We start from the raw sequence: 25,236 nt of genomic DNA, 5'->3' as shown, positions 1-25,236 counted from the left end.
GGTTCCCCACGGGCTCTCCGCCTCCCTACACAGTCCCAGCCCTGGGCTTCCGTCTACGGCGCGAGGTGGGGGCTGGGGGTCGAATGAAGGGGCGCTCGTAGGCTTTGCCCTGGTAGGTCACGAGGCCGATGTCTTCGAGTTCGAAGAGGATGCGCAGCGCTCCCTGGAGCGTGCGGCGGGGGGCCTCCCCTGCCAGCAGCACCGCGCCACCCACCCGCTCTCCCTCGAGCGAGCCCTCGCTGCTCCAGAAGTGCCACAGGCCCATTTCCACGTCGGCGAACACGGGCAGGCCCTCCTCGACGACGGCGTGGCGGTAGGGGTGGGGCCGATAGAACTCGGCGGCGTAGCGCTGCCATAGCTCGTCCTCCAGCGCCAGCAGGTCGGCGCGGAGGCGGGCGCGCTCGCGCTCGCTCAAGCCAGGCTGGTCCAGGCGCTCGCGCAGGGCCAGGCGCTCGGCCTCGAGGTCGCGCTCCTCGGACAAAGCCTCCGGCTCGGAGAGCAACTCGCCGTAGGGGTTCTGCCGCAAGGCGGGCTTGCCCAGCATGGCCGCTTCGGCCTCGCGGTAGCCGGGGTACTCGACCAGCCGTCCCTCCTCGATGCCCCAGAAGCGGGTGGCAACCTTCTGCACCAGGGCCCGGTCGTGGGAGACGAAGAGCAGGGTGCCCGGATACTCGATCAGGGCGCGCTCGAGGGCTTCAAGCAATTCGAGCTCGAGGTGGTTGGTGGGCTCGTCGAGCACCAGCAACCCCGCCCTCAGCCCCGACAACAGGGCCAGACCGGCCCTCGCGCGCTCCCCACCGGAGAAGCGGGCAGGCGGGTCGAACCAGTGGGGCGGGCGAAAGCCCATGCGACCCAGCATGGCCGAGGCCCTGGCCTCGCCGAAGCGCTCGCGGAACTGCTCGAAGAGGCCCTTGTCGGGCTCGAGGCCGTGGAAGTGCTGGTCCAGGTAGGCCGTGCGCACGCCGGGCATCAGCTCACGCTCGCCCTCATCGGGCCACTCCTGGCCCAGCAGCACGCGCAGCAGGGTGGTCTTCCCCGCGCCGTTGGGGCCCAGCAAGGCGATGCGGTCTCCTCGGAAGATGCGCAGGTTCACGCCCCTGAGAACGGTACGCGCCTCCAGCGGCTCGGGGGTGTCGGGCCTTGGGTGCCGGGCGTAGGACTTCTTCAGCCCCCGCACCTCGGCCACCAGCCTGGGCGTGCCCTCGGCGGCGATCTCGAGGCTCCAGCGGCGCTCGGGGGGCAGGGGTTCGGGAGCCTCGATGCGCTGGGCTCGCTCCCTAAGCTGAGCCTTCTGGGCCCGGCGACGATCCTGGCCTGGCCTGCGTCGGTCGGGAACGGCTTCCAGCAGGCGCTCACGCTCTTTCTCGGCCTCCTTGCGGGCCTTTTCGACGGTGCGCTGGATGCGCTCCTTCTCCTGCAAATAGCTAGCGTAGCCCCCCGCCACCCGGATGAGCTGGGCGGCCTCGAGGTGGTAGACGGTGCTGGCCACCCGGCCCACCAGCGCGCGGTCATGGGAGATCAGGCCCAGCGCGCCGGGGTAGGCCAGCAGCAACTCCTCCAGACGCAGACGCATGCGCAGGTCAAGGTGGGTGGTGGGCTCGTCCAAGAGCAGCACCTCGGCTCCTGAAAGGAAGGCCATGGCCAACCCCAGCCGCACCCCCTCCCCTCCCGAGAGCCCCGCGACCTCCCGCTCCCACAGCTCCTCTCCCAGGCCAAAATCGGCCAGGGTGCGACCAACGCGCCCCTTCCAGAAGCCCAGCTCGCGCACCCGCTCCCAGGCTGCCGCGCTCTCTTCGGGGGGAAGCTGCTCGAGCAGTTGCTCCGCGGCCCACAGGGGCGTGCTGCGGTAGGCCAGCTCCCAAACGCTGCCGCCTTTGGGCCTGAAGTCCTGGGGCAAGTAGAACACCCGGATGCCCCTCAGGCGTTCCAATCGGCCCCCGTCGAGGCTCTCCCGGCCCGCCAGGATGCGGAACAAAGTGGTCTTGCCCGCGCCGTTGGGGCCGATCAACACGGCTTTCTCGCCCCGCGAGAGCCTGAAGCTAGCCCGGCTGAGGATCCTGCGCTCGCCAAAGGCCTTCTCGGCCTCGAGCAGCCGCAGGTAGACGGGCGAAGCCGCCATGGCGAGCCGTCACCCTGAGAAAGGAAAGCGCGCCACCTCGACCAGGCTGCCATCGGCGGCGTCCTGCACCAGGGCGGCCTCGCGCAGCACGAAAGACTTGCACTGGGGCAGGGGCAAGGACCGGGCCAGGTCGGCGGCGGCCTCGGGGCTGAGCCCCAGCGCCAGGGTAAGGTGAGGGATGTAGCTGGGGCCTTCGATCTCCTTGAGGGGGGGAGCCAGGGGCTCGAGGGCGTGGTGGAGCTTGCGGAAAGGGGTTCCGCCGTAGGCCCGTAGGTAGACCACCCCCTGGGGGAAACTGCTCCACCCCCCCAGGCGAAGGCGGAAAGGGGCATGGCTGCGCAGGATGCCCTGCACGGCCTTCCTCAGCGATTCCTCGCCGTGCTCCCACTCGAAGGGCTGGCGCAGGTTGAGGTGCGGCGGGCCAAAGCCCCTGACCCGGTGCTGGCGTTGTAGCTCGAGCAAAAAAGCTCCGAGTTCCTCGGGGGGCCACACCAGGATGCCGTACACAAGCGGCAGTATACAAGCTAGGTCGAAATTACCAGGAATCTTCCCATCGGTACGCTATTCTCGGCTCGAGTGGCGAATAGAGCCCTCTGCCAGGGGAATCCCCTCAGCGCTCTCCCTCCTCGGCCAGGCTTCGCGCCCGCAAGGCCAGGTGCAGGCGGGCGAGGGTCTCCGGGCTCTTGAGCGAAGCCCCCAGGCGCTCCTCGATCTTTTGCAGGCGGTAGCGCAGGGTGTTGGGGTGGACGTGCAGGGCCTCGGCGGTGGCGGTGAGGTCGCCGGAGTGCTCGAGGTAGCGCTCGAGGGTGCGCAGCTCTTTGGGGGACACCGGCAGAAAGCGCTCGACCAGGGCCTTGAGGTCCTCGGGCGACTGCTGGAGCAACACCCAGGCCACCGGGTCGAGTTGCCCGAAGCCCAGCGCCTCCCCTGCCCTGGCCGCTTTGAGGGCGATGAGGGCCTCGCGGTAGGCGGCCTGCACCTCGGAGGGGTCGGTGTGGATGGCGGAATAGCCCAGCCGCACCCCTTCGGGCGCGGTGGAGAGCAGACCCTGCACTTCCCGCGCCACGTCGTGCACCTGCCACAACACCACCGCCCGCGCCCCCCGCCCGGAGAGCAGGTAGGGCACCCCCAGGCGCTCGAGGTAGGCCCCTGCTGCTTGCTTGAGCCGCACCAGCACCTCCCGCCGCCGGGTCTCGGCCAGGCGGTGCCGCCCGGCGGGGGCCGGGGCCTCGATCAGGGCCAGGGCCAGGGCCAGGCCGGGTTGTAGGCCAAAGGCCAGGGCTCGCTCGGGCTCGGCTTCCCCCAGCAGCAGTTCGTCGAGGAAGGCTGCCCCCAGGCTCTCCTCCTGGGCCCGCTCGAGGCTGCGCTCGCGCGAGCGCAGCCTCAAGAGCCGCGCCGCCAGCTCGAGCAGGCCGACGACGCGGTTCAGTCGTTCCCCCTCGCCGTAGGCCACCAGCCGCCACTCCCCTGCCTCCAGCGCCAGGTGGCGGGGCCCGCGCCCGACCTCTTTGGGGTGGTGTGCGGGAACCGCGCCCACCCAGGCCAGCACCTCCCCCCACGGAGCCAGCAGCGCCAGCGGCAACCCGGTGATGGCCCCCAGTGCCTCGAGGAAGCCGCGGTAATCGGCCAGCCGCGCCAGCAAGAGCTCGAGGGTGTTGACCATGCCCAAAGCCTCCTGGCTGCGGGCTTCGGCCAGGCGGCGGCGAGCTTCGTCGAGCGCGGTAGCCGGTGAGAGCCACGGCGGCAGCAGGGCCAGCCCGTACCCCGAAGCCAAGCAGGTCTGCTCGAGGGCCGCGAAGTCTTCCTCCACTCGCACGAAGCACCCGGCCAGGAAGGGGCGCAGCCGCGGCACCAGCCGGGTCGAGGAGCCTACCAGCACCACGCCCTGCGCCAGCGAAGGGCGCTCGGAGGGTTCCAGCAGCGTCACCTCCTTACTGCTGGGAACGCGAATCTCGAGCCTCAAACTCTGGGCCAGGTCGTCAAATCTCATGCTTCCTCCAAAGCAAAAAGTTCAATTTGTCATTATCCACAAAATAATCCGCGCCACCCGCGGCAAACCCACAATTAGCGGCAAGGTCTTTGTATTGTTGAACAATTTTCCTCGGCATATTTGTATGACTCCAAGCTGGTACTGCGGGCTCGAGCGCTGTACCTTCGCCCTATCAACAAACCAGGCAAGGTCAGGCTTTAGCCCACAGGAGGAATTCATGGCCCGAAGCGGAAAAGAGTACCTCGAAGCCCTGCGGCACAACCCCCCCAACCTCTGGTACAAGGGAGAAAAGGTCGAAGACCCCAGCACCCACCCGGTGTTCAAGGGCGTCGTGGCCAACCTGGCGCGGCTTTACGACATGCAGCACGACCCCAAGTACCGCGACATCCTCACCTACGAAGAGGATGGCAAACGCCACGCCATGAGCCTCCTGCCCGCGCGCAGTAAGGAGGACCTGGCCCGGCGCAGCGCGGCCTACAAGCTCTGGGCCGACGCCAACTTGGGCATGATGGGCCGCTGCCCCGACTACCTCAACGCCGTGCTCATGGCCTACGAGCACAGCGCCGATTTCTTCGGCGAGTTCGCCGATAACGTGCGCAACTACGTGGCCTACGTGCGCGAGAAGGACCTCGCCACCACCCACTGCCTCACCAACCCTCAGGTAAATAGGGCCAAGCCCGTCACCGAGCAACCCGATCCCTACATTGCCGTAGGGGTGGTCAAGCAGAACGCCGAGGGCATCGTGGTGCGCGGGGCCCGCATGCTAGCGACCTTGCCCACTGCCGATGAGCTGCTGGTTTTCCCGAGCACCTTGCTCAAGGAGGGGCCAGGCGCCGACAAGTACGCGGTGGCTTTCGCCATCCCCACCAGCACGCCAGGGCTGCACTTCATCAGCCGCGAGGGCCTGGTGGGAGGCGACTCCTCTTATGATCACCCCCTCTCCAGCCAGATCGAGGAGATGGACTGCCTCACGGTCTTCGACGACGTGTTCGTGCCGTGGGAGCGGGTCTTCATCCTGGGCGACTTGCAGCGCTGTAACAACGCCTATGCCGAAACCGGGGCCCTCATGCACATGGCCCACCAGGTGGTGGTGCTCAAGAACGCCAAGACCGAGGCTTTCTTAGGGCTCGTGAGCCTGATCGGAGAAGCCATCGGGGCCGACGCCTTCCCCCACGTGCAGGAGAAGATCGCCGAGCTGATCGTGTACCTCGAGGCCATGAAGGGCTTCTGGGCCCGGGCCGAGCGGGACGCGCAACTCAACAAATACGGCCTGATGTGCCCGGACCGTGGTGCCATCGACGGAGCACGCAACCTCTACCCCCGGCTCTACCCCCGCATCAACGAGATCGTCCAGCAGATCAGCGCCTCGGGCCTCATCACCCTGCCCAGCGAGAAAGACTTCGAGGGGCCCATGGGACCTTACCTCGAGAAATACCTCCAATCGGCGACGCTGGGGGCTAAGGAACGGGTCCAGCTCTTTCGCCTGGCCTGGGACATGACCTTGAGCGCCTTCGGGGCCAGGCAGGTCCTCTACGAACGCTTCTTCTTCGGCGACCCGGTGCGCATGTACCAGACGCTGTTCTCCGTCTACGACAAGGAACCCTACAAGGCCCGTATCAAGGAGTTCCTCGGCTGGAGCGAATCCCCCAAGGCCGAGGCAGTGGCGGGGGGTTGAGATGCTCATGGAGATCGCCCAGCCTACCCTCACCGAGCTGTTCAAGAGCGCCCTGGCCCGCTGGCCCAGCGGGGTGACCATCGTGGCCGCCGAGGCCGAGGGGGAGCGCCGCGGCATGACCGCCAGTTCCTTCTCCTCCGTGAGCCTCCAGCCTCCTCTGGTCCTGGTCTGCGTTGACGAGGGCGCCAACCTCCTCAGCCTCCTCGAGCGCAGCCAGCGCTTCGTCATCAACCTCCTGGCCGAGGGGCAGCAGGCTGTGTCCAACCACTTCGCCGGTCGCCCCAGCACCGACTATGAGCCGCTCAACCCCGACCTCTCCATCGATGGGGCGCTGGCCACGCTGTACTGCTCGAAGTGGCAGCTTTACCCCGGAGGGGACCACCGCATCGTGGTGGGCCAGGTCGAGGCCATCAGGCTGGGCAAGGCTGAAAAACCGCTGGTCTACTGGAACCGGGCTTACCACAGTCTCCGGTGACGACACACGACAGGAGGGATACCGCATGGCCATGATCCCAAACATCATCCGCATCGGCCACGGGGTGTTCTACGTGACCGACTTGGCGGCTTCGCGCCACTTTTACGTGGACCTGCTGGGCCTCAACGTGCTGCACGAGAGCGCTTCGGCGCTGTACTTGCGCGGTAACGAGGATCGCGAGTGGACCTTGAAGCTCGAGCTCGCTCCCGAGGCGGGCATCAAGCACCTGGCCTACCGGGTGGCCTCGGAGGCCGACCTCGAGGCCCTGATCGCCCTGGCCGAGGCCGAGGGCCTGCCCTGGCGCTGGGAGAGTGAGCAGGACAGGCCCAGGCTGCTGCGCCTGCAAGACCCCTTTGGCATCCCGGTGGCCTTCTACGCCGAGTCGGTGAAGTACCCCTGGTTGCTCCAGCGCTACGACCTGCAGCGCGGGCCGGGATTGCAGCGCATCGACCACATCAACGTGATGAGCCCCAAGGTCCAGGCTACCCTGCGCTGGTACATGGACCGGCTGGCCTTCCGCCTCACGGAGTACACCGAAGACGACGAGGGCCACATCTGGGCAGCCTGGATCCAGCGCCGGGGCGGGGTGCACGACCTGGCCCTCACCAACGGCCTCGGCCCCCGGCTGCACCACTTCGCCTACTGGATGCCCGACTCGCTATCCATCCTCAGGGCCTGCGACATCCTGGCCGGGGCCATGCAGACCAACGCCATCGAGCGCGGGCCCGGTCGTCACGGTGTTTCCAACGCCTTCTTCCTCTACCTGCGCGACCCCGACGGGCACCGCATCGAGCTCTACACCTCCGACTACATCACCGTCGATCCCGACTTCGAGCCTATCCGCTGGCACCTCAACGACCCCCGCCGCCAGACGTTGTGGGGAGCCCGGACGCCCAAGAGCTGGTTCCTCGAGGGCTCGAGGCTCGAGGCCTTCGAGGGCGGCTGGGTGGAATTGGAGGAGGCGGAACTGCAAGGCCTCCCCCAACACGTCATCTGAGGCCGAAATCTGTTGTTTGGGGTGCTTGATGATCGAGAAGCCCCATAATAGACTGACGCAAACTTATACAAACGAATGTTAGTTCAGTTCAAGGCTCAAAACCTCAGGGGTAAAGGGTGAACGAACGCGTGGCAATCATCGGAGCAGGTACCATGGGGCGCGGCATCACACAGGTGGCGGCCCAGGCCGGGCATCCGGTACTGCTCTACGATCCCTATCCACAGGCCCTCGACAAAGCCCTGGCCGAGATCGAAGCCGAGCTGCAAAAAGCCGCCGAGAGAGGCCGCTTGCAGGGCAGGGTCGAGGAAATCCTGGAGCGCATCGAGACCGTTGCTCAGCTCGAGCCCTGCGCCCAAGCCGAGTGGGTCATCGAAGCCGTGCCCGAGCAGCTTGAACTCAAGCAGCAACTCCTGGGCAAGCTGGGTGAGCTCAACCCCCAGGCCGTCCTCGCCACCAACACCTCCACCCTCTCCATCTCGGCCATCGCGGCCAAGGTGCCCCGCCCGGAGCGGGTGGTGGGGCTGCACTTCTTCAACCCAGCCCAGCGCATGAAGCTCGTCGAGGTCATCCCGGCGGTGCAGACGGGGGAGGAGGTGGTGCATCGGGCGCTCGAGCTCTCCCGTCGCTGGGGAAAAGAGCCGGTGCGGGTGGGGGACTTCCCCGGCTTCCTGGTCAACCGGGTGGCCCGCCCCTTCTACGGCGAGGCCCTCAAGCTGCACGGCGAGGGCGTTCCCAGGGAGCACGTCGATTGGATCCTGCGGGGCATGGGCTTCCCCATGGGTCCCTTCGAGCTGATGGACCTCATCGGGCTAGACGTGAACTATGCCGCCTCACAGTCGGTGTTCAAGGGGATGTACGCCGAGCCCCGCTACCGCCCCCACACCCTTCAGTACCAGCGGGTGGCCGCGGGCCTGCTGGGACGCAAGAGCGGCGAGGGCTGGTATAAGTACCCACCCGGTCCCCCAGCCCCGCCCGCACCTCCCAAAGCCGACCCCGCCTCGGCCCCGCTGGCCTTTATCGTGGGGCCCAACGCCCTGGCCCAGGAATTGCGCGCGCGCTTCCGCCACACCCAGGAGGTGAGCGAGGCCGATTTCGTGCTCGACTGCCGGGTGCTGCTCGAGCGCAAGGCCGATTTCCTCGAGGACCTCCCCGTGGTCACCCTGGCCTGGGGCCACTCGGCCAGCCTCGCCAGCGCCAGCTACGGTCACCGCCCGGTGGCGGGCTTCAGTCTGGTGCCCCCGCTGGGCGAGCAGACTATAGCGGAGGTCATGGCTCCCCTCAGCGGCCCCAACGCCGCCTCGGAGATCGCCAAGCGCTACTTCGAGGCCCACGGCCACACCACGCTCGTGCTGAGCGATCAGCCCGGCGGGGTGGGCTTCCGCATCCTGGCCCTGCTGATCAACGAGGCCGTCTCGGCCCTGGCCGAGGGCGTAGCCAGCGCCGCCGAGATTGACAAGGCCATGCGGCTGGGCACGGGCTACCCCAGAGGGCCGCTGGAGTGGGCCGAAATCCTCTGGCTCAAGCCGGTCTTGCGGGCGCTCGAGGGCCTGCACGCCGAGCTGGGCGAAGACCGCTACCGTCCCAATCCCCTGCTGCGCCGCATGGTGGCCGCAGGACTGGAAAGCTTCGGCAGTATCGCGGGTTTGACCCCAGGGGCAAGCCCCGTTTCAAAGGAAAGCGCTTAGGAGGTCAGGCATGAAACGATGGTTCTTTCTTCTCGTCGCGGCGTTAGGTTTAGCCCTCTCTCAGCAGCCCGCCCCCCTCAAGATTGGGGTGGTGGTCTCGGCTACCGGACCGGCAGCCAGCCTGGGCATCCCCGAGAAGAACACCTTCTTGCTGCTCGAGGAAGAGGCCAACAAGCGGGGAGTCGCCGGGCACAGGGTGCAGTTCATCATCCTCGACGACGCCTCCGACACCACCCAGGCCGTGCGCAGCACCCGCAAGCTGATCCAGGAAGACGGGGTGCTGGCCATCATCGGCACCACCACCACCCCGGCCTCCTTGGGCATGATCGATGTGGTGGCCGAGGCCAAGGTGCCCATGATCTCGCTGGCCGCCTCCAAGGCCATCATCGCGCCCGTGGACGCCAAGCGCACCTGGGTCTTCAAGACCCCCCAGACCGAAGAACTCATGGCCCGCGCCATCGTCGCCGACATGAAGGAGCGCGGGGTCAAGAGCGTGGCCTACATCGGCTTCAACGACGCCTATGGCGAGGGCTGGTGGACCTTCTTCTCGCAAGAGGCCAAGGAGGGGGGTATCAACGTCGTGGCCAGCGAGCGCTATGCCCGCACCGACACTTCGGTCACTGGCCAAATCCTCAAGATCATCGCTGCCCGGCCCGACGCCGTGCTCGTGGGCGCTTCGGGCACCCCGGCGGTGCTGCCCCAGCGCACCCTGAACGAGCGCGGCTACAAGGGCCTGATCTACCAGACCCACGGCGTGGCCAACCCCGACTTCCTGCGCGTGGGCGGCAAGGACGTCGAGGGAACCCTGCTGCCCGCCGGGCCCATCCTGGTGGCCGAGCAGTTGCCCGCCGGCTTCCCCTCCAAGCGGCCCTCGCTGGACTACATCACCCGCTACGAGACCAAGTTTGGCATAGGCAGCTATTCTACTTTCGGGGCCCATGCCTATGACGCTTGGCTGATCCTCAGGCCAGCCCTCGAGCGCGCCCTCAAGAACGCCAGCCCCGACAACCTCGCGGCCTTCCGCGCCGCCCTGCGCGACGAGCTCGAGGCCACCAAGAACGTAGTGGCCTCTCACGGCGTGTTCAGCTTCTCCAAGGAGGATCACCTGGGCCTGCGCTTCCAGGACACCGCCGTGATGGTGCAGGTGCAGAACGGCCGGTGGAAGCTGGTGCGGACGTTCAGGTAAGAAGCCAATGGCCCATAGCGGATAGCTGATAACGAAAGGAACCGCTGCCCTCGGCTATCCGCTATTGGCTATCAGCGGGTTTTATGGACTGGACCATCTTCTCCTTCCTCCTGGCCGACGGGCTGCAGAACGGCACCATCTACGCACTGCTGGCGCTATGCCTGGTGCTGGTCTTCGCGGTGACCCGGGTGATCTTGGTGCCGCTGGGTGAGCTGTTGATGTTCGCGCCGCTCTCCTACGCGCTCTTGCTGCAGGGCCAGTTTCCCGGCACCGCCTGGCTCTCGGCGGCCATGCTGGTAGCCTGGGCCCTCCTCGACCGCAATCGGCTGCGGCTGGCCCTGGCGCTGCTGCTCCTGGCGGGGGTGGTGCTGGGGCTGGCCTACTGGGGCTCCCACGGGGCTCCGGGGTGGGTGGCCTGGCTGCTGGCCGTGCTGATCGTGCTGCCGATGGGGCCGGCCACCTATCGCTTGTTCTTCGAGCCACTGCCCCACGGCACGGTGCTGGTCTACCTGATCCTGGCGGTGGGCCTACACTTCGTGTACCAGGGACTGGGGCTGGTCTTCTTTGGGCCGGAACAGTACCGGCCACCGGCTTTGCTCTCGGGCGAGGCCAGCCTGGGCACGGTGCCCCTGCCGCGCCAGGTCTTCGTGGTCTATGCCTTCGCCTTTTTGGCAATGCTTGGGCTGTACCTCTTCTTCACGCGCAGCCTCTACGGCAAAGCCCTCAGGGCCTGCGCGGTCAACCGGCTGGGGGCCCGCATCAGCGGCATCAACCCCAGCGAGGCCGGGCGGGTGGCCTTCCTGCTGGCCACGGCCATAGCCGCCGTGAGCGGTATGCTCATCGCCCCGCTGGTCAACGCGGCCTACTTCATGGGTTTCTTGCTGGGGCTCAAGGGCTTCGTGGCCGGCATCCTGGGCGGACTCATCAGCTACCCGATGGCCGTAGGCGGGGCGCTGGTGGTGGGGCTGCTGGAGTCCTACAGTTCCTTCACGGCCAGCGCCTATAAGGAGGCCATCGTCTTCGCCCTGCTGCTGCCGGTGCTCTTCTGGCGCAGCCTGCGCACCCTCGAGCTCGGAGGTGAGGAGGAGTGAGACCCCTGCTCCTGGTACTCCTGGCGCTCCTGCTGTTGGCGCCGCTGTTTCTTCCCCCCTTCTACATCACCCTGCTCAACTTCGTGGCCTTTGGCTCGCTGGTAGCTTTGGGGCTCTACCTGCTCACCGGGATGGCGGGCATGACCAGCTTTGGCCAAGCCGCTTTCATGGGCCTAGCGGCCTACGCCACCGCCCTGCTCACCACCAAAATGGGCCTTTCCCCCTGGCTCACCCTGCCCATCGGGCTGCTTTTCGCCGGGGTGGGAGCGCTGGTGCTGGGCGGGCTCACCGTGCGGCTCAAAGGTCACTATCTGCCGCTGTCCACCATCGCCTGGCAGATGGCCCTGTTCATCGTGCTGGGGAGCTGGACTGCCCTCACCGGCGGCCATACCGGGCTGCCCGACCTCCCAGCGGTCTCAATCATGGGTTTCTCCTTCCGCACGGAGGACAGCTTCTACTACCTGAGCTGGGCTTTCGCGCTGCTGGCGGCCTGGGGTGCCGCCAACCTGACCGGCAGCCGGGTGGGGCGTGCGCTGCGGGCCCTGCGTGGCGACGCGGTAGCCGCAGCCAGCTTCGGCGTGCACCCCCCCAGCCTCAAGCTCCAGGTCTTCCTACTGGCGGCTCTGCTGGCAGGGCTTGCCGGCTGGCTGTACGCACACTTCCTGCGCTTCGTAAACCCCAGTCCCTTTGGCCTCGAGGCCTCCATCAAATACCTCATCATGGCCGTGGTGGGGGGCATCGGCAGCATCCCCGGCGTCTTTTTGGGGGCCTCGCTCATCACCGGACTCGAGGAGTGGCTCAAGGACATCCTGCCCAAGGTCTTTGGCCGCACCGGCAACTACGAGGTCATCGCCTACGGGCTGGTGCTCGTGGTCATCCTGATCCTGGCCCCCAGGGGGCTGTGGCCCTTCCTGGAACGCTACCTGCCCCACCCCACCCCGCGCAGGCCGCAAGGGATGGGGCTACCCGCCAGGCAGGTGCAGGGGCTCGAGGTGCCCAAGGGAGAGGTGATCCTCGAGGTCGAACGCCTCAGCAAGGCCTTCGGCGGCCTGCTGGCCGTGTGCGACCTCTCCTTCCAGCTTCGCCGGGGAGAAGTCCTGGGCCTCATCGGCCCCAACGGCGCGGGCAAGAGCACCTGCTTTAACCTCATCACCGGCGTCCATGCCCCCACCAAAGGCCAGGTGCGCTTCAAGGGCCAGGCCATCTCGGGGCTCGCCCCGTTCACGGTGCACGAGAAGGGCATCGGTCGCACCTTCCAGCACCCCCACCTCTTCCCGGAGATGACCGTGCTGGAAAACGCCGCCCTAGGTACCTACGCCCGTACCCGAGCCGGGATGCTCTCCTGCCTCCTGGGCACCAACCGCCGTGAGGAAGCTGCCGCCCTTAGCGAGGCCTACCGGGCGCTGGAGCGCGTGGGGCTAGCTGAGCTGGCCCACCACAAGGCCGGAGGGCTGGCCCTGGGCCAGCAGCGCCTGCTCGAGATCGCCCGGGCCCTGGCTTCGAGTCCCGAGGTGCTCCTGCTGGACGAGCCCGCTGCGGGGCTAAGGGCCGCGGAGAAGCTCGAGCTGGCCCGGCTGATTCGCCGCCTAGCCGCCGAGGGCATCACGGTGCTGCTGGTGGACCACGACATGGACCTGGTGATGGGCCTGGTGGACCGCGTGGTGGTGATGCACTACGGCGAGAAACTGGCCGAGGGTACCCCCCGCGAGGTGCAGAAGAACCCCAAGGTGATCGAGGCCTACCTGGGCCAGGAGGTGGCCTGATGCGCCAAACGCCAAACGCAAGACGCAAGACGCTCTTGGCACGTGGCCTATGGCATATTACGTATGGCCCGTACCCTGGCCATCGAGCATCGATCATCGGCCCTTTGGAGGAACACTCATGAGCGTGCTCGAGGTTGAACACCTCACCGTGCGCTACGGCGCCGTGGAAGCCGTCCGCGACCTCTCCTTCCGGGTGGAGGAGGGCGAGGTGGTCACGCTCATCGGCCCCAACGGGGCGGGCAAGACCAGCACCCTGCTGGGCCTGGTGGGGCTGGTGGCGGCAAGGGGCAGCGTGCGCTACCGAGGCCAGGCTCAGCCCCACCGAACGCCCGAGGCCCTGAGCGCCCAGGGGCTCGTCCTGGTGCCCGAGAAGCGCGAGCTGTTCGCCTCCTTGAGCGTGGAGGACAACCTCCTGCTGGGAGCTTTCCAACGCCATCAGCGGCGGGAGAGCGGGATCCGCGCCGACCTCGAGTGGGTCTACACGCTCTTTCCCCGCCTCCTCGAGCGCCGCACCCAGTTCGCAGGCACCATGTCCGGCGGCGAGCAGCAGATGCTGGCCATCGGGCGCGCGCTGATGGCCCGGCCCAAACTGCTCCTCCTGGACGAACCCAGCCTGGGCCTGGCCCCCCTGATCGTACGGGAGATCTTCGATATCCTGGGGGGGCTCAAGCGAGAGGGCATCCCCATCCTGCTGGTCGAGCAGAACGCCCGCATGGCGCTGGGCCTGGCCGACCGGGGCTACGTGCTCGAGGCCGGCGAGTTGGTCATGGAAGGCCGCGCCCAGGACCTGCTGCACGACCCGCGGGTGCTGGAGAGCTACCTGGGGCTGCGCGGAAAGGAAGCCGAGGCATGACAGACCCCTTCATGGCGCTGCTGGGCATCGAGGTACGCTCGAGCGGGCGCGGGCAGGCCCGCCTGAGCGCCCGCGTGAGCCCACAACACCTCAACATCCACGGCTCCTGCCACGGCGGCTTCCTCTACAGCCTGGCCGACGCCGCCTTCGCGCTGGCCTCCAACTCGCACGGGGTGGCGGCGGTAGCCCTCTCGACCCACATGGAATACTTCAAGCCCGTCCGCGAAGGTGAAGTGCTCGAGGCCCTTGCCACCGAGGAAAACCTGGGCCGCCGCACGGCCACCTACCGCATCGAAATCCGGCGCGACACGGAGTTGGTGGCTTTGTTCACCGGCACCGTCTTCAGAAAGGAGGTCGATAGCCGGTAGCTAATAACCGATGACCAGGGTATCTTTTGGCGATCGGCTATAAGCCATCAGCGTTCATATGCCTATGGAAGCTTACATCATCGACGCAGTGCGTACACCCGTCGGCAAGCACGGCGGGGTGCTGGCTTCGGTACGCCCCGACGACCTGGGAGCCATTCCCATCCGGGCCCTTCTGCAGCGAACAGGCGTGCCGGGGAGCGACATCGAAGACGTCTACATGGGCTGTGCTAATCAGGCTGGCGAGGACAACCGCAACGTGGCACGAATGTCGCTCTTGCTGGCCGGGCTACCCATCTCGGTGGGAGGTTCCACCGTCAACCGGCTGTGCGGCAGCGGCCTGGACGCGGTGGCGAGCGCAGCCCGGGCCATCATGGCTGGTGAAGGGCAGGTCTACATCGGGGGCGGGGTGGAGAGCATGAGCCGCGCGCCCTGGGTCATGCCCAAGGCGGAGAAGGGCTTCGCCACGGGCAATGTGACCGTCTATGACAGCACGCTGGGCTGGCGCTTCATCAACCCGCGCATGAAGGAGATGTACGGCACCGACGCCATGGGTGAGACTGCCGAAAACCTGGCCGAGCAGTACCAGATTCCCCGCGAGGAACAGGACAAGTTTGCCCTGCGCTCCCACCAGAAAGCCATCGCCGCCCAGCTCTCGGGCGCTTACGAAAGCCAGATGGTCCCGGTGGAAATACGCGACCGCAAGGGCAACCTCGAGCAAGTCTGCAAAGACGAGGGGCCCAGAGCCGACACCAGCCTCGAGGCGCTGGCCAAGCTCAAGCCGGTGTTCCGCCAGGGCGGGAGCGTGACTGCCGGCAACAGCTCCTCGCTCAACGACGGGGCGGCGGCGGTGCTGCTGGCTTCGAAGGACTACGCCCAGGCCCACGGGCTCAAAGCGCTGGCCCGCGTGCGCTCCATCGCCGTGGCGGGGGTCGAGCCGCGCATCATGGGCATCGGGCCGGTTCCCGCGACTCACAAAGCACTCCTCCGGGCCGGGCTCTCCCTAGACGACCTGGGGCTCATCGAACTCAACGAGGCCTTCGCCGCGCAGAGCCTGGCCGTGCTGCGCGAGTGGGGCCTGGACCCCGAAGACCCTCGGCTCAACGTGAACGGTGGGGCCATCGCCATCGGCCACCCGCTGGGCTGCTCGGGGGCGCGCATCCTCACCGCCTTGGTACACGAAATGCAGCGGCGCGAGGTGCAATTCGGCCTGGCGACCATGTGCATCGGCGTGGGGCAGGGCATCGCGATGGTAGTCGAGAAGGTATGAGGGTGCTCGAGCAGTTCCGCCTCGACGGCAAGGTGGCCCTGGTGACGGGGGGCTCGAGGGGCCTGGGCCTCGAGATCGCCCACGCCCTGCGCGAGGCCGGGGCCAAAGTCGCGCTGCTGGCCCGCCGGGAGGGCTTCTTCGGGGAGGCCCTGAAGCGGATTCCCGACGCCTTGCCCATCGTGGGCAACGTGCAGGACGAGGAGGGCCTCGAGCGGGCCATCGCCCAGGTGGAGGCCGAACTCGGGCCCTTGAGCGTGCTGGTCAACGCCGCCGGAGTGACCTGGGGCCAGGACGCGCTCGAGGTGCCCGCCGCCAAGGTGCGCGAGGTGCTCGACGTCAACGTCACCGGCACCTTCCTCGCCAGCCGCATCGCCGCCAGGGGCATGAAGCAGCGCGGCTACGGCAAAATCCTCAACATCGCCTCGGTGGCCGGGCTGATGGGCAGCCCCAGCGAGATCATGGACGCCGCCGCCTACTCGGCCTCCAAAGGCGGCCTGATCGCCCTGACCCGCGACCTCGCCGTGAAGTGGGGTCCCTTCGGCATCCGCGTCAATGCCCTGGCTCCCGGCTTCTTCCCCACCCGCATGACCGAGAAGGTGCTGCCGCGCATCGAAGCCGCCGTGACCGCGCGCACCCCGCTGGGCCGCCTGGGCCGCAGCGGTGAACTCGCCGGGGCCGCACTCTTCCTCTGCTCCCCCGCCTCCGACTACGTCACCGGCCAGGTGCTCGCCGTGGACGGGGGAATGACCGCTCAGTGAGTTTCGTGCGTATGACGTTTGATGCAGGACGTAGGACACACGACCGGCCAGCGTTTTGCGTTAGACGTTAGGCGTTCGACCTTTGACAGGAGGTTGCCATGCCCATCTTCCAACCCGAACTCGAGACCCTTCCCCGCCCCAAGCTCAAAGCGCTCCAGGACGAGCGCCTGCGCGAACAGGTGGCCTACGTTTACGAGCGGGTGCCCTTTTACAAGCAAGCCCTGGACGAGCGGGGCCTGAAGCCCGGCGATATTCGGGGCCTTGAGGACATCCACAAGCTCCCCTTCACCAGAAAAAAAGACCTGCGCGACACCTACCCCTTCGGCCTGTTCGCGGTGCCGCGCCACGAGCTCGCCCGCATCCACGCCAGTAGCGGCACTACCGGCAAGCCCACGGTGGTGGGTTACACCAAAGGCGACCTCGAGATCTTCGCCGAGGTGGTGGCCCGCTCGCTAGCCGCCGCGGGGGCCCAGCCCGGCATGATGCTGCACAACGCCTACGGCTACGGCCTCTTCACCGGCGGGCTGGGGCTGCACGGGGGCGCGGAGAAGCTCGGCATGATCGTGGTGCCCGTCTCCGGCGGCATGACCGAGCGACAGGTCATGCTCATCCAGGACTTCAAGCCTGAGGTCATCTGCTGCACCCCCTCGTATGCTCAGACCCTGGCCGAGGAGTTCAAGAAGCGCGGCGTGAGCCCCGAGGAGATCAGCCTCAAGTACGCGGTGCTGGGCGCGGAGCCCTGGACTGAGGCCATCCGAAAGAGCGTGGACGAGGGCTTAGGGGTGAAGTCCACCAACATCTACGGCCTCTCCGAGATCATCGGCCCCGGCGTCTCCAACGAGGACGTGAGCGAGCGCGACGGGCTGAGCTACATCTGGGAGGACCACTTCTACCCCGAGGTCGTCCACCCCGAGACCGGCGAGCCCCTGCCCGAGGGCGAGGTGGGCGTGCTGGTGCTCACCACCCTCACCAAGAAGGCCATGCCGGTGCTGCGCTACTGGACCGGCGACCTCACCTACATCACCCGCGAGCCAGGCGCCTCCGGCCGCACCCACGCCCGCATGGCCCAGATCAAAGGCCGCACCGACGACATGCTCATCGTGCGTGGGGTCAACGTCTACCCCACCCAGATCGAGGCCGTGCTGACACAGATTCCCGAGGTGGCCCCGCACTACCAGATCGTGCTGCGGCGTGAGCGCACCATGGACGAGGTCGAACTCAAGCTCGAGGTCGCCGAACCCTTCTTCCGCGAAGTGGGCGCCCAGATGCTCTCCGACGAGATCATCGAGGCCGATCACCGTCTCTCGGCCCTACGCGACAAGGTGGCGCACAAGATCAAGGACAACATCGGCGTCTCGGTCAAGGTCACGCTGCTCAGCCCCGGCAGCGCCCCGCGCAGCGAGGGCGGCAAGCTCAAGCGCGTGGCGGATTTGAGGAATTTAGGCTAGTTAGCAAAAACCTTCCTCTGGGCTATCCGCCGTTGGCAACCCCTTATGAAACCCATACCCATCGGATACCAGGCGACGCTCGAGCTCACCGTCACCGATGAGATGACCGTGGACTTCGAGCACCCTCACGACCCCCGGCTGGGCAAGCTGCACGCGGTCTACGCCACCTACTGGATGGCCAAGCACATGGAGATGGCCGGACGCATGATCATCCTCGACTTCCTCGAGGAGGGCGAAGAGGGCATCGGCTCGAAGGTGAGCGTCAACCACCTGGCCTCGGCCCTGCCGGGCATGAAGGTGCGGCTCCTGGCCGAACACACCCGCACCGAGGGCAACCGCGTCTACGCGGCGCTCAAGGTTTGGAATGAGTTGGGCGACCTCATCGGCGAGGGTGAAACCGAGCAGGTGATCCTGCCCAAGGGCAAGCTCGAGCGGATTTTCGAGAAGCTCCAGGAGCGCTGGGCCAGCTTCCAGCAGGCGAAAAGCTAGATCAGGCCGCTTTTGCCAAAGCGAATTGCGTCTAACCTGATCTTGTGACCCGCTTGCCCCTGTTTCCGTTACCAGAGACCGTGGTCTTCCCCGGCCTCTTGATCCCACTGTTCATCTTCGAGGAGCGCTACAAGCAGATGATCCGGGAGTTACTGGGACGCGAGGAGGGCGAGCGACGCTTCGTGATCACCCTGGCGGGGCCCGAACCAGGGATGTATCGGCGGGTGGGCGGCTATGTGGACTTGCTGGCGGCCTCGGAGAACCCCGACGGCACCTTCAACATCGTCTGCCGGGGCGGGGAGCGCTGCCGCGTGAGCGAGGTGGGACTGGGCGAGGGCAAGCTCTACTACTCAATCCCCGACCAACCCCTGCCCCTCGAGCGCTCCGACCCCGGCCTCGAGGCCATCGCCGCCTGGGACGCGATGGAGGCTTTCCGCAGCTACGTCGCGGACAAGGCCGACCCCAGGGCCCTGGAGCAGGCCATCGCCAACCTGCCCGAGGACCCGCTGTACCAGGCTTCCTTCCTGTGCGTGAACCTGCGAGTGCCCGCCACCGACAGGCAGGCCTTGCTCGAGGCCCCCTCGCTAGTGGCCCGGCTCGAACTCGCCCAGAAGCTCATGCGCCAGGGGCCGCTCTCCCTCAGCACGGCGGAGGCCTGAGCGAAGAAGGAGGAAACCACAGACCCCTACCGCAAGTAGCGAAAGCGCTCGAGGCGGGGATTGGGCTCGAGCCCCAGTTCGTGCATCGCCGAGGCGTAGAGGCCCCAGGCTTCGATGGCCAGAGGGGTTTGCAGCAGGCGCTCGAGCGTGGCCTCGTCGGTGGGCTCCAGGCGCAAAGCCTCCAGCCAGGAGGCCGGTTCGCCGCTCAGCAGCAACCGCTGGCGTCGCGAAGCGCGGTAAGCCTCGCGGAAGCGATCGATCTCGGGGTGGTCGAAGCCCTCCAGCGGCAGGCTGCTGGAGTCCGGCGGGTTCCACAGATCGACCCACAGCTCGGGCACCTTGGCCAGGCCGTAGGGCTTGAGGAAGTAGCCGGGCACACGGCTGGGACGGCCTGGCTCGAGCGCCCCCAGCAGTTCCGACCACAGCACGCGGAACTCCCCGTCGGAAACCCCCAAGGTCTCCAGTAAAGCTTCCTTGCTCCAGTCCTGAAGCAGCAGCAAGGCCAGCAGCAGGCGAGTTTTCTCCCGCTTCAGCCGCACTTCCCGCCCTTCCACCCGCAAGCTGAGCCCGCCCAGCGCGAAGATCTCGACGCGAACCCCCGGATGGTAGGGCAGCGGCAGCTTTCCCGCCTCCCACAGCAGCCGGCGGGCGCGGTGGATGGGCGGGGCGAAGAGCGTGGGTTGGGCTAGGAAGGGGTAGCGCTCGAGCAACTCGGCGGGCGCGCTGCTCCAGGGATAGGCCGCGACCAGTGCCAGCAGGAAGGGGTCCTCGATGGCGGTGAGGGCGGGCAGGCCGAAGGGCTCGCCCCGGCGCAGGTGGGCGTAGGCCACAGCCAGGGTCATGAAGGCTTCCACCCAGGGGTCACCCGCTTCCCGGCTCAGGCGGATCATATCGGCATAGGCTCGCGCGTCGCCTACCGCCGCCAGGCCACCCAGGGCCTCCACCTTCAGCCGCGCCGGCCCACCTTCGGCCAGGGCCAGGGCCCGCTCGTAGGCCGCACGGGCTTCTTCCCAGCGGTTCTGCGCCAGCAGGGCGTGTCCCAGCCGGGCCTCGGCCAGGGCCACCACAAAGGGGCTCCCCAGAGTCTCGCCCTCGCGGCGGCCTTTGTGGGCCATGGCCTGGGCGCTCTCAGCATCCCCGGCGACGGCCTCGAGCAGCGCCAGCAGCAGCGTGCCCTCGCGGTGATTCTGGGCTACGGGAAGGCTACGGGTGTGCTCACGGCGCAGTTCCTGCAAAGCCCTCTCCGGCTGCCCGCCACGCAGCCAGAGCCTGGGGCCTTCCATGCCCATCGCCGCGGCCTCGGCCACCCGGCCCGAGTTGAGCAGGTTCTCGGCCCACAGTCGCTTTGCCTCCTCGGGATGGGTCTTGCGGGCAGCCTCGAGGTGAGGCCAAGCCCTCGCCGGCTCCACGGTGTCGAGGAACAGCCGAGCCAGGCCCAAGTTGGCCTGCTCCACACCCGACTCCAGCGCCCGGCGGTAGGCTCGCTCGGCCTCGGCATAGCGCCCGGCCTGGCGCAGGCCCTCGGCGTGAAGGTAGTGCAGCGCCGGACGGGTGGCGAACATCTCCTGGGGGATGCGCTCGAGCATCGCCAGCACGGTGTAGGTCAGGCCCCGCCGCAGCCACTCCGCGCCCTGGCTCATCACCAAGTCGGCGGCGTGGCCCAGGCGCCCGGCCTCGAGCAGATACCCCGCCGCCCGCACACCCTCTCCCCTCTCCAGCGCAGCATCGGCAGCCCGTGTCAGCAGGCCGCGCACCTCGGCGGGCTCGAGCAGGCTGATGAGGGCCTGGCGCACCAGGGGGTGAAAGCGGATGCGGCCCCCCACCCACTCCAGCAGCAGGTCGCTGGCGTAGGGCTCGAGGGCGGAAACATCCCTCATCCAGGCGAACTCCTCCGGCCCTAGCTCGCCCAGCACGCTCGCACGGGCAGCGATCTTCTGCACGCTCTCGGGCAGGCTGGGCAGCAGGTAGGCCAGAAGCCCGGCAGGGTCAGGGTGAGCGTAGAAAGCCTCCTCGGGGCGCGCTCCGCGCTGCATGGCCCTCAGCAGCAGACGCAGCCCCAGCGGCCAGCCCCGCACCAGGCTGTGGGCCTGCTCGACCTCGAAGGCCGGGAGTTCGGGCGCGATGGCCACGGCCAGCTCCAGGGCCTCCTCGGCGTCGAAGGCCAGCTCGCGCTCGCCCAGCACCCGCCCCAGCACCTCCCAGGGCGCCGCCCGGCGGCTCAGCACAGCCATCTGTAGCGCGGGAGCCTGCGAGAGCGTGCGCAAGAAGGCCAGCGTTTCGCGGCTGGCAGCCCGCTGGGCTTCGTCGAGGACGAGGACGCGAGCCGGAGCCAGGGGGTTGTGCCGCGCGGCCAGCTCCTCCAGCAACGCTTCGGCGGCCTGGGCCCAGGCGCCGTGCTCGAGGGCCTGTTCGACCTCGAGCCCCCGCCGGCCCAACCGCGGGCGGTAGGCCTCGAGCAGGTGCCAGCCCAGCACCACCGGGTCCTGGCAGTCCTCGGCCAGGGTGACCCACACCCCGCCGCCCGCCATCAGCGAGGCCATCAACGTGGACTTGCCCCAGCCCGCCCCGGCAGCCAGCACCAACACTGGGCTTTTGGCGAAACCCTGCCGCACCACCTCGCTCAGGCGCAGGCGGCTGACTTCTCGAGCCGTGCGCGGGGGCAGCAGGCGGCTTTTGGGCACGCGGTAGGGCATGGCGTAGCTAAGGAATTGTACCCGCAAAGGGGCTACACTGACTCACATGAGCACGGCCATTTACGACGCGATCAAGAAAACCATCCTCGAGGCCATGAAGGCCAAGGACCAGCCCACCCTCGACTTCGCCCGCGTGATCAAGGCCGAGATGGACCGCAAGGGCGACGGTCGCCCCCTGCCCGACGCCGAGGCGGTCAAGATCCTCAAGGCCCTGCGGGTCACCGCCGAGGAGACGGGAAACCAGTTCGACCTCGAGTTCCTCGACCGCTTCCTGCCCAAGGAGATGAGCGAGGAGGAGATCGAGGCCTGGGTGCGGGCCAACGTCGACTTCAGCCAGTTCAAGGCCCCCCTGGCGGCCATCGGCGTGGTAACCAAGGCTCTGGGTCCCGCCGCTCCGGGAGATAAGGTGCGCAAGGTGATCGAGCGGGTTGTAAGCGGCTAGAAAAGGGATGTCCCCAGCGGGCTGGGGTATAGGGCCACCGCTGGGCGCATCTGCATCACGGGAACCACAGACGCGCAAGCGACTTGCTGGGTGGTGCTGGGCATTCGCAGGCGCTTCCATCCGAGGCGCCCTTGCGTGCCCATCACCACGAGGTCGCCGTACTCATTGGCGATCCGGCCAATGAGGTCGCCCACCGGCACCTTCTCGGCTACCTCGACCAGGCCCCAGCTTCTGGAGTAGGCCAGCCGTTCCAGCGCCTCGTCCAAGACGCTCCGACCACGCTCTACCGAGGCGGCAACGTGCAAAACCATGACCTCGGCGCTCAAGGCCTGGGCCAGCCCCCTCACCCACTCCAGCACGCGTAAGCCCAGGACACCGCCATCCACGGGAGCCAGGATGCGCTCAAAGCGCTCGAAGCGCTCGAAGCGCGGGAGGAAGGCCGCTTCCTGGCACCGAAGAGTCGCCACCGGTGTCGGGGCCAGGCTCACCACCGCCTCGGCGGTGCTCCGGAGCAGCAACCGACGCAACCGGCCCCCGCAGTGTGTCCCCATCACGATGAGGCCGCAGCTTATCGACCGGGCTACCTGTACAATCGCACGGGCCACGTGGGTCCCCTCGATAGAGTGGGTCATCACCCGTAGCCCCCGGGCACTCGAGACTTGCCTCCAGTACTGCAACAGAACCAGTCCGCCGCCCTCCAGCTCTCGCCACTGGCGCTCACCCTCACCATAGAGAGGTTGTGAACTAGTGTTCCGCACGTGGACGAAGTGTACCGCGGCCCTGAGCCGCCCGGCCAGCGCCAGCCCTGCTTCCGCGGCCTGGTCGCCACAGGGTGAGCCGTCCACTGGAATCAAGATAGGACCGAACATCCTCCGACCTCCCTCACGCCCGCACGTCCTCGCTGCCTTCATCCGTTTCAGGCTTCTCTCCCACGGCGCCAGCCGTCGGTTTGAGGGCATCCTCCAGCGTCACCGCCTCCAATACCCGCTCGCCCAGCCGCTCCCCGGCCTCGGCGAAGGGACGGAAGACCAAGGTGGCCCCGGCCTGTTCCACCAGCGGGTCCTCTTCGCGGTGGAAAGTGGTGGCGGCGACCAGGCCCTTGTAGCCCTTGCGCCGGATATGTCGCAAGGCCTGCAGCTTGGCCTCGAGTTCAGGCATGGTCAGGAGGATGCCTTTGAGGGCGCTGAGGTCGAGGTGTTCCCACAGCTCGGGGTCTTCGGCGTCGCCGTAGGCCACCCGGCGGCCCTTGGCTTGGTGGAGTTCGATCTTCTCGGGGTCGCTATCCAGCCCAAGCACCCCCTCTCCCTGCGCGGCGAGGTAGCGGTATGCTGCCCCCCCAGTGCGCCCCATGCCCGCGATGAGCCAGGCGGCCCCGTCAAGGCGGGTGGGTTCGGTGTCGGGGTGCTTCCCTGCCAGCTCGAAGCGCACCAGCATCCGCTCGAGGCGGATATACAGGGAGTGGGCAGCCCAGTTGAGCGGCGCGGCCAGCGCGATGGACAGAGCCACCGCCACTGCCAGCACCACCCCCCACTCCGCCGCCAGCAACCCCCGCTCCTGGGCGATCGCCGCGGCGACGAGGGTGAACTCGCTGTAAGTCGCCAGCCCAACCGTGGCCAGGAAGCTGGTGCGGGCCCGCAGACCGCAACGCAGTAACAGGGCAAAGAGCAGCGCAGCCTTGAGGGGCAGCAAGGCCACCAAGCCCAGCCCTAACAGCAAGCTTCCCAGGCTGGGGACTCCTCCCAGCCCCACCTTGACAAAGAACGCTACTAGGAAGCTCTCGCGCAGGCTCCACAGCATTTGGGAGAGTTCTTCGACCTTGGGGTGGCGGGCCAGGGCGGCCCCGGTGAAGAGGGCCCCCAACTCCGGAGCCAGGCCGACCCGCCCGGCCAGTTCCGCCCCTCCCAGAGCCAGGGCCAGCCCGAAGAGAAGCACCAGTTCATCCTGCCGGCTCCGTGCAAGGACCCAGCCAGCCACAGGCCGCAGCAGGGGGAAGCCGAAGAGCAGCCAAGCCCAGGGGCTGGGATGTTGCATCCCCACCAGCACCAGCAGGCCCAGCGAGGCCAGGTCTTGCAGCACCGAGATTCCAATCGCTAGTCGTCCGTGTAGTGAAAGTAGCTCCCGCTTTTGTTCGAGGATTTTGCCTAGCAACACCGTGCTGGGATTAGCCAAGGCCACTGCCAGCAGCAGCAGCACCACCGGGTCGGCACTGGCTCCAGCCCACCACAACGCCATTCCCAACAAAGGCACCACCAGCAGCAGGTGCAGGCCGCCCACTCCGGCCACCTCACGGCGAAACAGGCCGCTGAGGTTGAGGGTCAAGCCGATGGTGAACAGCAGCAGCAGTACGCCCACCCCGGCGATACGCTCCAGCAGCGGGGTGCTCACCACACCGAGTAGGCTGAGCAGCAGCCCACCGGCCAGGTAGCCCACCAGGGACGGCAGGGCCAGGCGAGCAGCCAGCAGGCCCAGCCCATATACAATGACAATAACCACAGCTTCCAACTTGGCCTCCTGTCAAGGCAAATCAGGGGACTCGAGGCCGATAGGCCAATGGCGCGGGCCAAACAGTGTGTTTGGCTCTGCGAATAAGGCCGGAGATGCGTTGTGGGCTAAGCCTCAGTAAGTTTCATCGAAGGAGGGCGTGACCTGAGGACCGGGCACCCCCGGCCCAGGCTTGGAGGTACTCCCTGGGGTCTTCCCCCCAGCGCCGGGGGTCGAAGAAAATCGGCCTATGGCCTTGCCGGAGCCTGGTCTTGGTCACGTCGCCTCCTTTCGTTAGAGCCGGCTAGAGTCTCCCGTAAGCGGGAGCAGGTTTTACCAGAATATATAATATATAGCCCCAGCCTGCAAACAAAGGGCCTCGGCGGCCAGGCTTTTATCATAAGCACATATGAAATCTGTCTCCATCCCTAGTCCGTTGCCGCATCTAGCCCAGATACCCGATTCCCGCGAGTACTTGAAAACCCAACATCGCTGGCAAGACCTGCTGCTAATCTGCTTGATGGCGGTGGGGGCTGGGCGGCACAACATCCTGGCCATCAGCCAGTGGGTGAAAGACCATCGCGCTTTCCTGCTCAACCAGGTGGGTATCCGTACCCGCCTGGGCCAGCGGAAGCTCCCGGCACAGGCCACCCTCTACCGTTTCTTCCAGTCCCTCTCAAAGCAGCTCGACGCCCTCCAGTCCGCCTTGCTTGACTGGGCCCAGGAGGTATGGCAGACCCTGGGCCAAAACGGCCCTTTGTCCCTGGGTGAACAGGCCCGCCAGGGCTCTGTCCCGA

The 25,236-nt window shown here is 67.3% G+C and carries 22 protein-coding genes; 16 read left to right on the top strand and 6 right to left on the bottom strand.

Going from position 1 to position 25,236, the window contains the following annotated elements:
- Positions 1-25 precede the first annotated feature (25 nt).
- The 3 genes from Mrose_RS09050 to Mrose_RS09040 all read right to left on the bottom strand — a co-directional run bounded on the left by Mrose_RS09050 (position 26) and on the right by Mrose_RS09040 (position 4,109).
- The gene (locus Mrose_RS09050; protein ID WP_119277536.1) at positions 26-2,119 is read right to left on the bottom strand and encodes an ABC-F family ATP-binding cassette domain-containing protein; all 2,094 of its coding nucleotides are present in this window, start codon (positions 2,117-2,119) and stop codon (positions 26-28) included.
- 9 nt (positions 2,120-2,128) lie between these two features.
- A complete protein-coding gene (locus tag Mrose_RS09045) occupies positions 2,129-2,626 on the bottom strand; it encodes a 2'-5' RNA ligase family protein (RefSeq protein WP_119277534.1) in 498 nt (165 codons plus the stop codon).
- A gap of 103 nt (positions 2,627-2,729) precedes the next feature.
- Positions 2,730-4,109, bottom strand: coding sequence for a PucR family transcriptional regulator (locus tag Mrose_RS09040; RefSeq protein ID WP_119277532.1), 1,380 nt, complete (start codon positions 4,107-4,109; stop codon positions 2,730-2,732).
- A gap of 217 nt (positions 4,110-4,326) precedes the next feature.
- Between Mrose_RS09040 and hpaB the strand changes: the two genes are divergently transcribed.
- The 14 genes from hpaB (at position 4,327) to Mrose_RS08970 (ending at position 18,823) form a co-directional block, all read left to right on the top strand.
- Complete coding sequence (gene hpaB / locus Mrose_RS09035) at positions 4,327-5,784, top strand: 4-hydroxyphenylacetate 3-monooxygenase, oxygenase component (protein ID WP_119277530.1); 1,458 nt, start codon at positions 4,327-4,329, stop codon at positions 5,782-5,784.
- A 7-nt stretch (positions 5,785-5,791) separates the two neighbouring features.
- Positions 5,792-6,259, top strand: a complete 468-nt coding sequence (gene hpaC, locus Mrose_RS09030; RefSeq protein WP_119277556.1) for a 4-hydroxyphenylacetate 3-monooxygenase reductase subunit — start codon at positions 5,792-5,794, stop codon at positions 6,257-6,259.
- Between the two features lie 25 nt (positions 6,260-6,284).
- A complete protein-coding gene (gene hpaD / locus Mrose_RS09025; protein WP_119277528.1) occupies positions 6,285-7,256 on the top strand; it encodes a 3,4-dihydroxyphenylacetate 2,3-dioxygenase in 972 nt (323 codons plus the stop codon).
- Between the two features lie 116 nt (positions 7,257-7,372).
- Positions 7,373-8,941: a 3-hydroxyacyl-CoA dehydrogenase NAD-binding domain-containing protein gene (locus Mrose_RS09020; protein WP_119277526.1), complete on the top strand. Its 1,569-nt coding sequence runs from the start codon at positions 7,373-7,375 to the stop codon at positions 8,939-8,941.
- A gap of 10 nt (positions 8,942-8,951) precedes the next feature.
- On the top strand, positions 8,952-10,127 hold the full coding sequence (locus tag Mrose_RS09015; RefSeq protein WP_119277524.1) for an ABC transporter substrate-binding protein: 1,176 nt from the start codon (positions 8,952-8,954) through the stop codon (positions 10,125-10,127).
- Between the two features lie 83 nt (positions 10,128-10,210).
- Entirely contained in the window at positions 10,211-11,218 is a 1,008-nt protein-coding gene (locus Mrose_RS09010; protein ID WP_119277522.1) for a branched-chain amino acid ABC transporter permease, read from the top strand.
- Positions 11,215-12,981: a branched-chain amino acid ABC transporter ATP-binding protein/permease gene (locus tag Mrose_RS09005; RefSeq protein WP_119277520.1), complete on the top strand. Its 1,767-nt coding sequence runs from the start codon at positions 11,215-11,217 to the stop codon at positions 12,979-12,981. The genes Mrose_RS09010 and Mrose_RS09005 overlap by 4 nt, the downstream gene beginning before the upstream one ends.
- Positions 12,982-13,099: 118 nt before the next feature.
- Positions 13,100-13,834, top strand: a complete 735-nt coding sequence (locus Mrose_RS09000; RefSeq protein ID WP_119277518.1) for an ABC transporter ATP-binding protein — start codon at positions 13,100-13,102, stop codon at positions 13,832-13,834.
- Positions 13,831-14,202: a hydroxyphenylacetyl-CoA thioesterase PaaI gene (gene paaI / locus Mrose_RS08995; protein WP_119277516.1), complete on the top strand. Its 372-nt coding sequence runs from the start codon at positions 13,831-13,833 to the stop codon at positions 14,200-14,202. The genes Mrose_RS09000 and paaI overlap by 4 nt, the downstream gene beginning before the upstream one ends.
- A 58-nt stretch (positions 14,203-14,260) precedes the next feature.
- Positions 14,261-15,469 carry a 3-oxoadipyl-CoA thiolase gene (gene pcaF / locus Mrose_RS08990; RefSeq protein WP_119277514.1) on the top strand — a complete coding sequence of 403 codons (1,209 nt, stop codon included), beginning with the start codon at positions 14,261-14,263 and terminating at the stop codon, positions 15,467-15,469.
- A complete protein-coding gene (locus Mrose_RS08985) occupies positions 15,466-16,227 on the top strand; it encodes an SDR family oxidoreductase (protein ID WP_119277512.1) in 762 nt (253 codons plus the stop codon). The genes pcaF and Mrose_RS08985 overlap by 4 nt, the downstream gene beginning before the upstream one ends.
- Before the next feature lie 98 nt (positions 16,228-16,325).
- A complete protein-coding gene (locus Mrose_RS08980; RefSeq protein ID WP_119277510.1) occupies positions 16,326-17,675 on the top strand; it encodes a phenylacetate--CoA ligase family protein in 1,350 nt (449 codons plus the stop codon).
- A 45-nt stretch (positions 17,676-17,720) separates the two neighbouring features.
- The gene (locus Mrose_RS08975) at positions 17,721-18,164 is read left to right on the top strand and encodes a thioesterase family protein (RefSeq protein WP_119277509.1); all 444 of its coding nucleotides are present in this window, start codon (positions 17,721-17,723) and stop codon (positions 18,162-18,164) included.
- A 44-nt stretch (positions 18,165-18,208) separates the two neighbouring features.
- Positions 18,209-18,823: an LON peptidase substrate-binding domain-containing protein gene (locus Mrose_RS08970; protein ID WP_119277507.1), complete on the top strand. Its 615-nt coding sequence runs from the start codon at positions 18,209-18,211 to the stop codon at positions 18,821-18,823.
- A gap of 26 nt (positions 18,824-18,849) precedes the next feature.
- Here Mrose_RS08970 and Mrose_RS08965 read toward each other — a convergent pair whose 3' ends face one another.
- A complete protein-coding gene (locus Mrose_RS08965) occupies positions 18,850-21,516 on the bottom strand; it encodes a hypothetical protein (RefSeq protein WP_119277505.1) in 2,667 nt (888 codons plus the stop codon).
- Positions 21,517-21,562: 46 nt separating this feature from the next.
- On the opposite strand from Mrose_RS08965, the gene Mrose_RS08960 reads away from it, so the two are divergent.
- Complete coding sequence (locus Mrose_RS08960) at positions 21,563-21,958, top strand: GatB/YqeY domain-containing protein (protein WP_119277503.1); 396 nt, start codon at positions 21,563-21,565, stop codon at positions 21,956-21,958.
- Here Mrose_RS08960 and Mrose_RS08955 read toward each other — a convergent pair.
- Both Mrose_RS08955 and Mrose_RS08950 read right to left on the bottom strand, forming a co-directional pair.
- Positions 21,955-22,827, bottom strand: coding sequence for a universal stress protein (locus Mrose_RS08955; protein WP_182482743.1), 873 nt, complete (start codon positions 22,825-22,827; stop codon positions 21,955-21,957). The two genes, Mrose_RS08960 and Mrose_RS08955, sit on opposite strands and share 4 nt — an antisense overlap.
- Before the next feature lie 13 nt (positions 22,828-22,840).
- Positions 22,841-24,460 carry a cation:proton antiporter family protein gene (locus tag Mrose_RS08950; protein ID WP_119277499.1) on the bottom strand — a complete coding sequence of 540 codons (1,620 nt, stop codon included), beginning with the start codon at positions 24,458-24,460 and terminating at the stop codon, positions 22,841-22,843.
- 388 nt (positions 24,461-24,848) lie between these two features.
- Between Mrose_RS08950 and Mrose_RS08945 the strand changes: the two genes are divergently transcribed.
- Positions 24,849-25,236, top strand: a 388-nt coding sequence (locus Mrose_RS08945; RefSeq protein WP_147371596.1) for a transposase family protein, incomplete at its 3' end; no start/stop codon positions are given.

Source organism: Calidithermus roseus (assembly GCF_003574095.1).
Taxonomy (GTDB): Bacteria; Deinococcota; Deinococci; order Deinococcales; family Thermaceae; genus Calidithermus; species Calidithermus roseus.
Note: the sequence above shows the minus strand (reverse complement) of the source record. Positions and strands in the feature narration are given on the sequence as shown.

Coding starts and splice junctions, on each gene's coding strand:
- Mrose_RS09050 (WP_119277536.1), bottom strand. CDS start 2,119: ATGGCGGCTTCGCCCGTCTACCTGCGGCTGCTCGAGGCCGAGAAGGCC.
- Mrose_RS09040 (WP_119277532.1), bottom strand. CDS start 4,109: ATGAGATTTGACGACCTGGCCCAGAGTTTGAGGCTCGAGATTCGCGTT.
- hpaB (WP_119277530.1), top strand. CDS start 4,327: ATGGCCCGAAGCGGAAAAGAGTACCTCGAAGCCCTGCGGCACAACCCC.
- hpaC (WP_119277556.1), top strand. CDS start 5,792: ATGGAGATCGCCCAGCCTACCCTCACCGAGCTGTTCAAGAGCGCCCTG.
- hpaD (WP_119277528.1), top strand. CDS start 6,285: ATGGCCATGATCCCAAACATCATCCGCATCGGCCACGGGGTGTTCTAC.
- Mrose_RS09015 (WP_119277524.1), top strand. CDS start 8,952: ATGAAACGATGGTTCTTTCTTCTCGTCGCGGCGTTAGGTTTAGCCCTC.
- Mrose_RS09010 (WP_119277522.1), top strand. CDS start 10,211: ATGGACTGGACCATCTTCTCCTTCCTCCTGGCCGACGGGCTGCAGAAC.
- Mrose_RS09000 (WP_119277518.1), top strand. CDS start 13,100: ATGAGCGTGCTCGAGGTTGAACACCTCACCGTGCGCTACGGCGCCGTG.
- paaI (WP_119277516.1), top strand. CDS start 13,831: ATGACAGACCCCTTCATGGCGCTGCTGGGCATCGAGGTACGCTCGAGC.
- pcaF (WP_119277514.1), top strand. CDS start 14,261: ATGCCTATGGAAGCTTACATCATCGACGCAGTGCGTACACCCGTCGGC.
- Mrose_RS08985 (WP_119277512.1), top strand. CDS start 15,466: ATGAGGGTGCTCGAGCAGTTCCGCCTCGACGGCAAGGTGGCCCTGGTG.
- Mrose_RS08980 (WP_119277510.1), top strand. CDS start 16,326: ATGCCCATCTTCCAACCCGAACTCGAGACCCTTCCCCGCCCCAAGCTC.
- Mrose_RS08975 (WP_119277509.1), top strand. CDS start 17,721: ATGAAACCCATACCCATCGGATACCAGGCGACGCTCGAGCTCACCGTC.
- Mrose_RS08965 (WP_119277505.1), bottom strand. CDS start 21,516: ATGCCCTACCGCGTGCCCAAAAGCCGCCTGCTGCCCCCGCGCACGGCT.
- Mrose_RS08960 (WP_119277503.1), top strand. CDS start 21,563: ATGAGCACGGCCATTTACGACGCGATCAAGAAAACCATCCTCGAGGCC.
- Mrose_RS08955 (WP_182482743.1), bottom strand. CDS start 22,827: ATGTTCGGTCCTATCTTGATTCCAGTGGACGGCTCACCCTGTGGCGAC.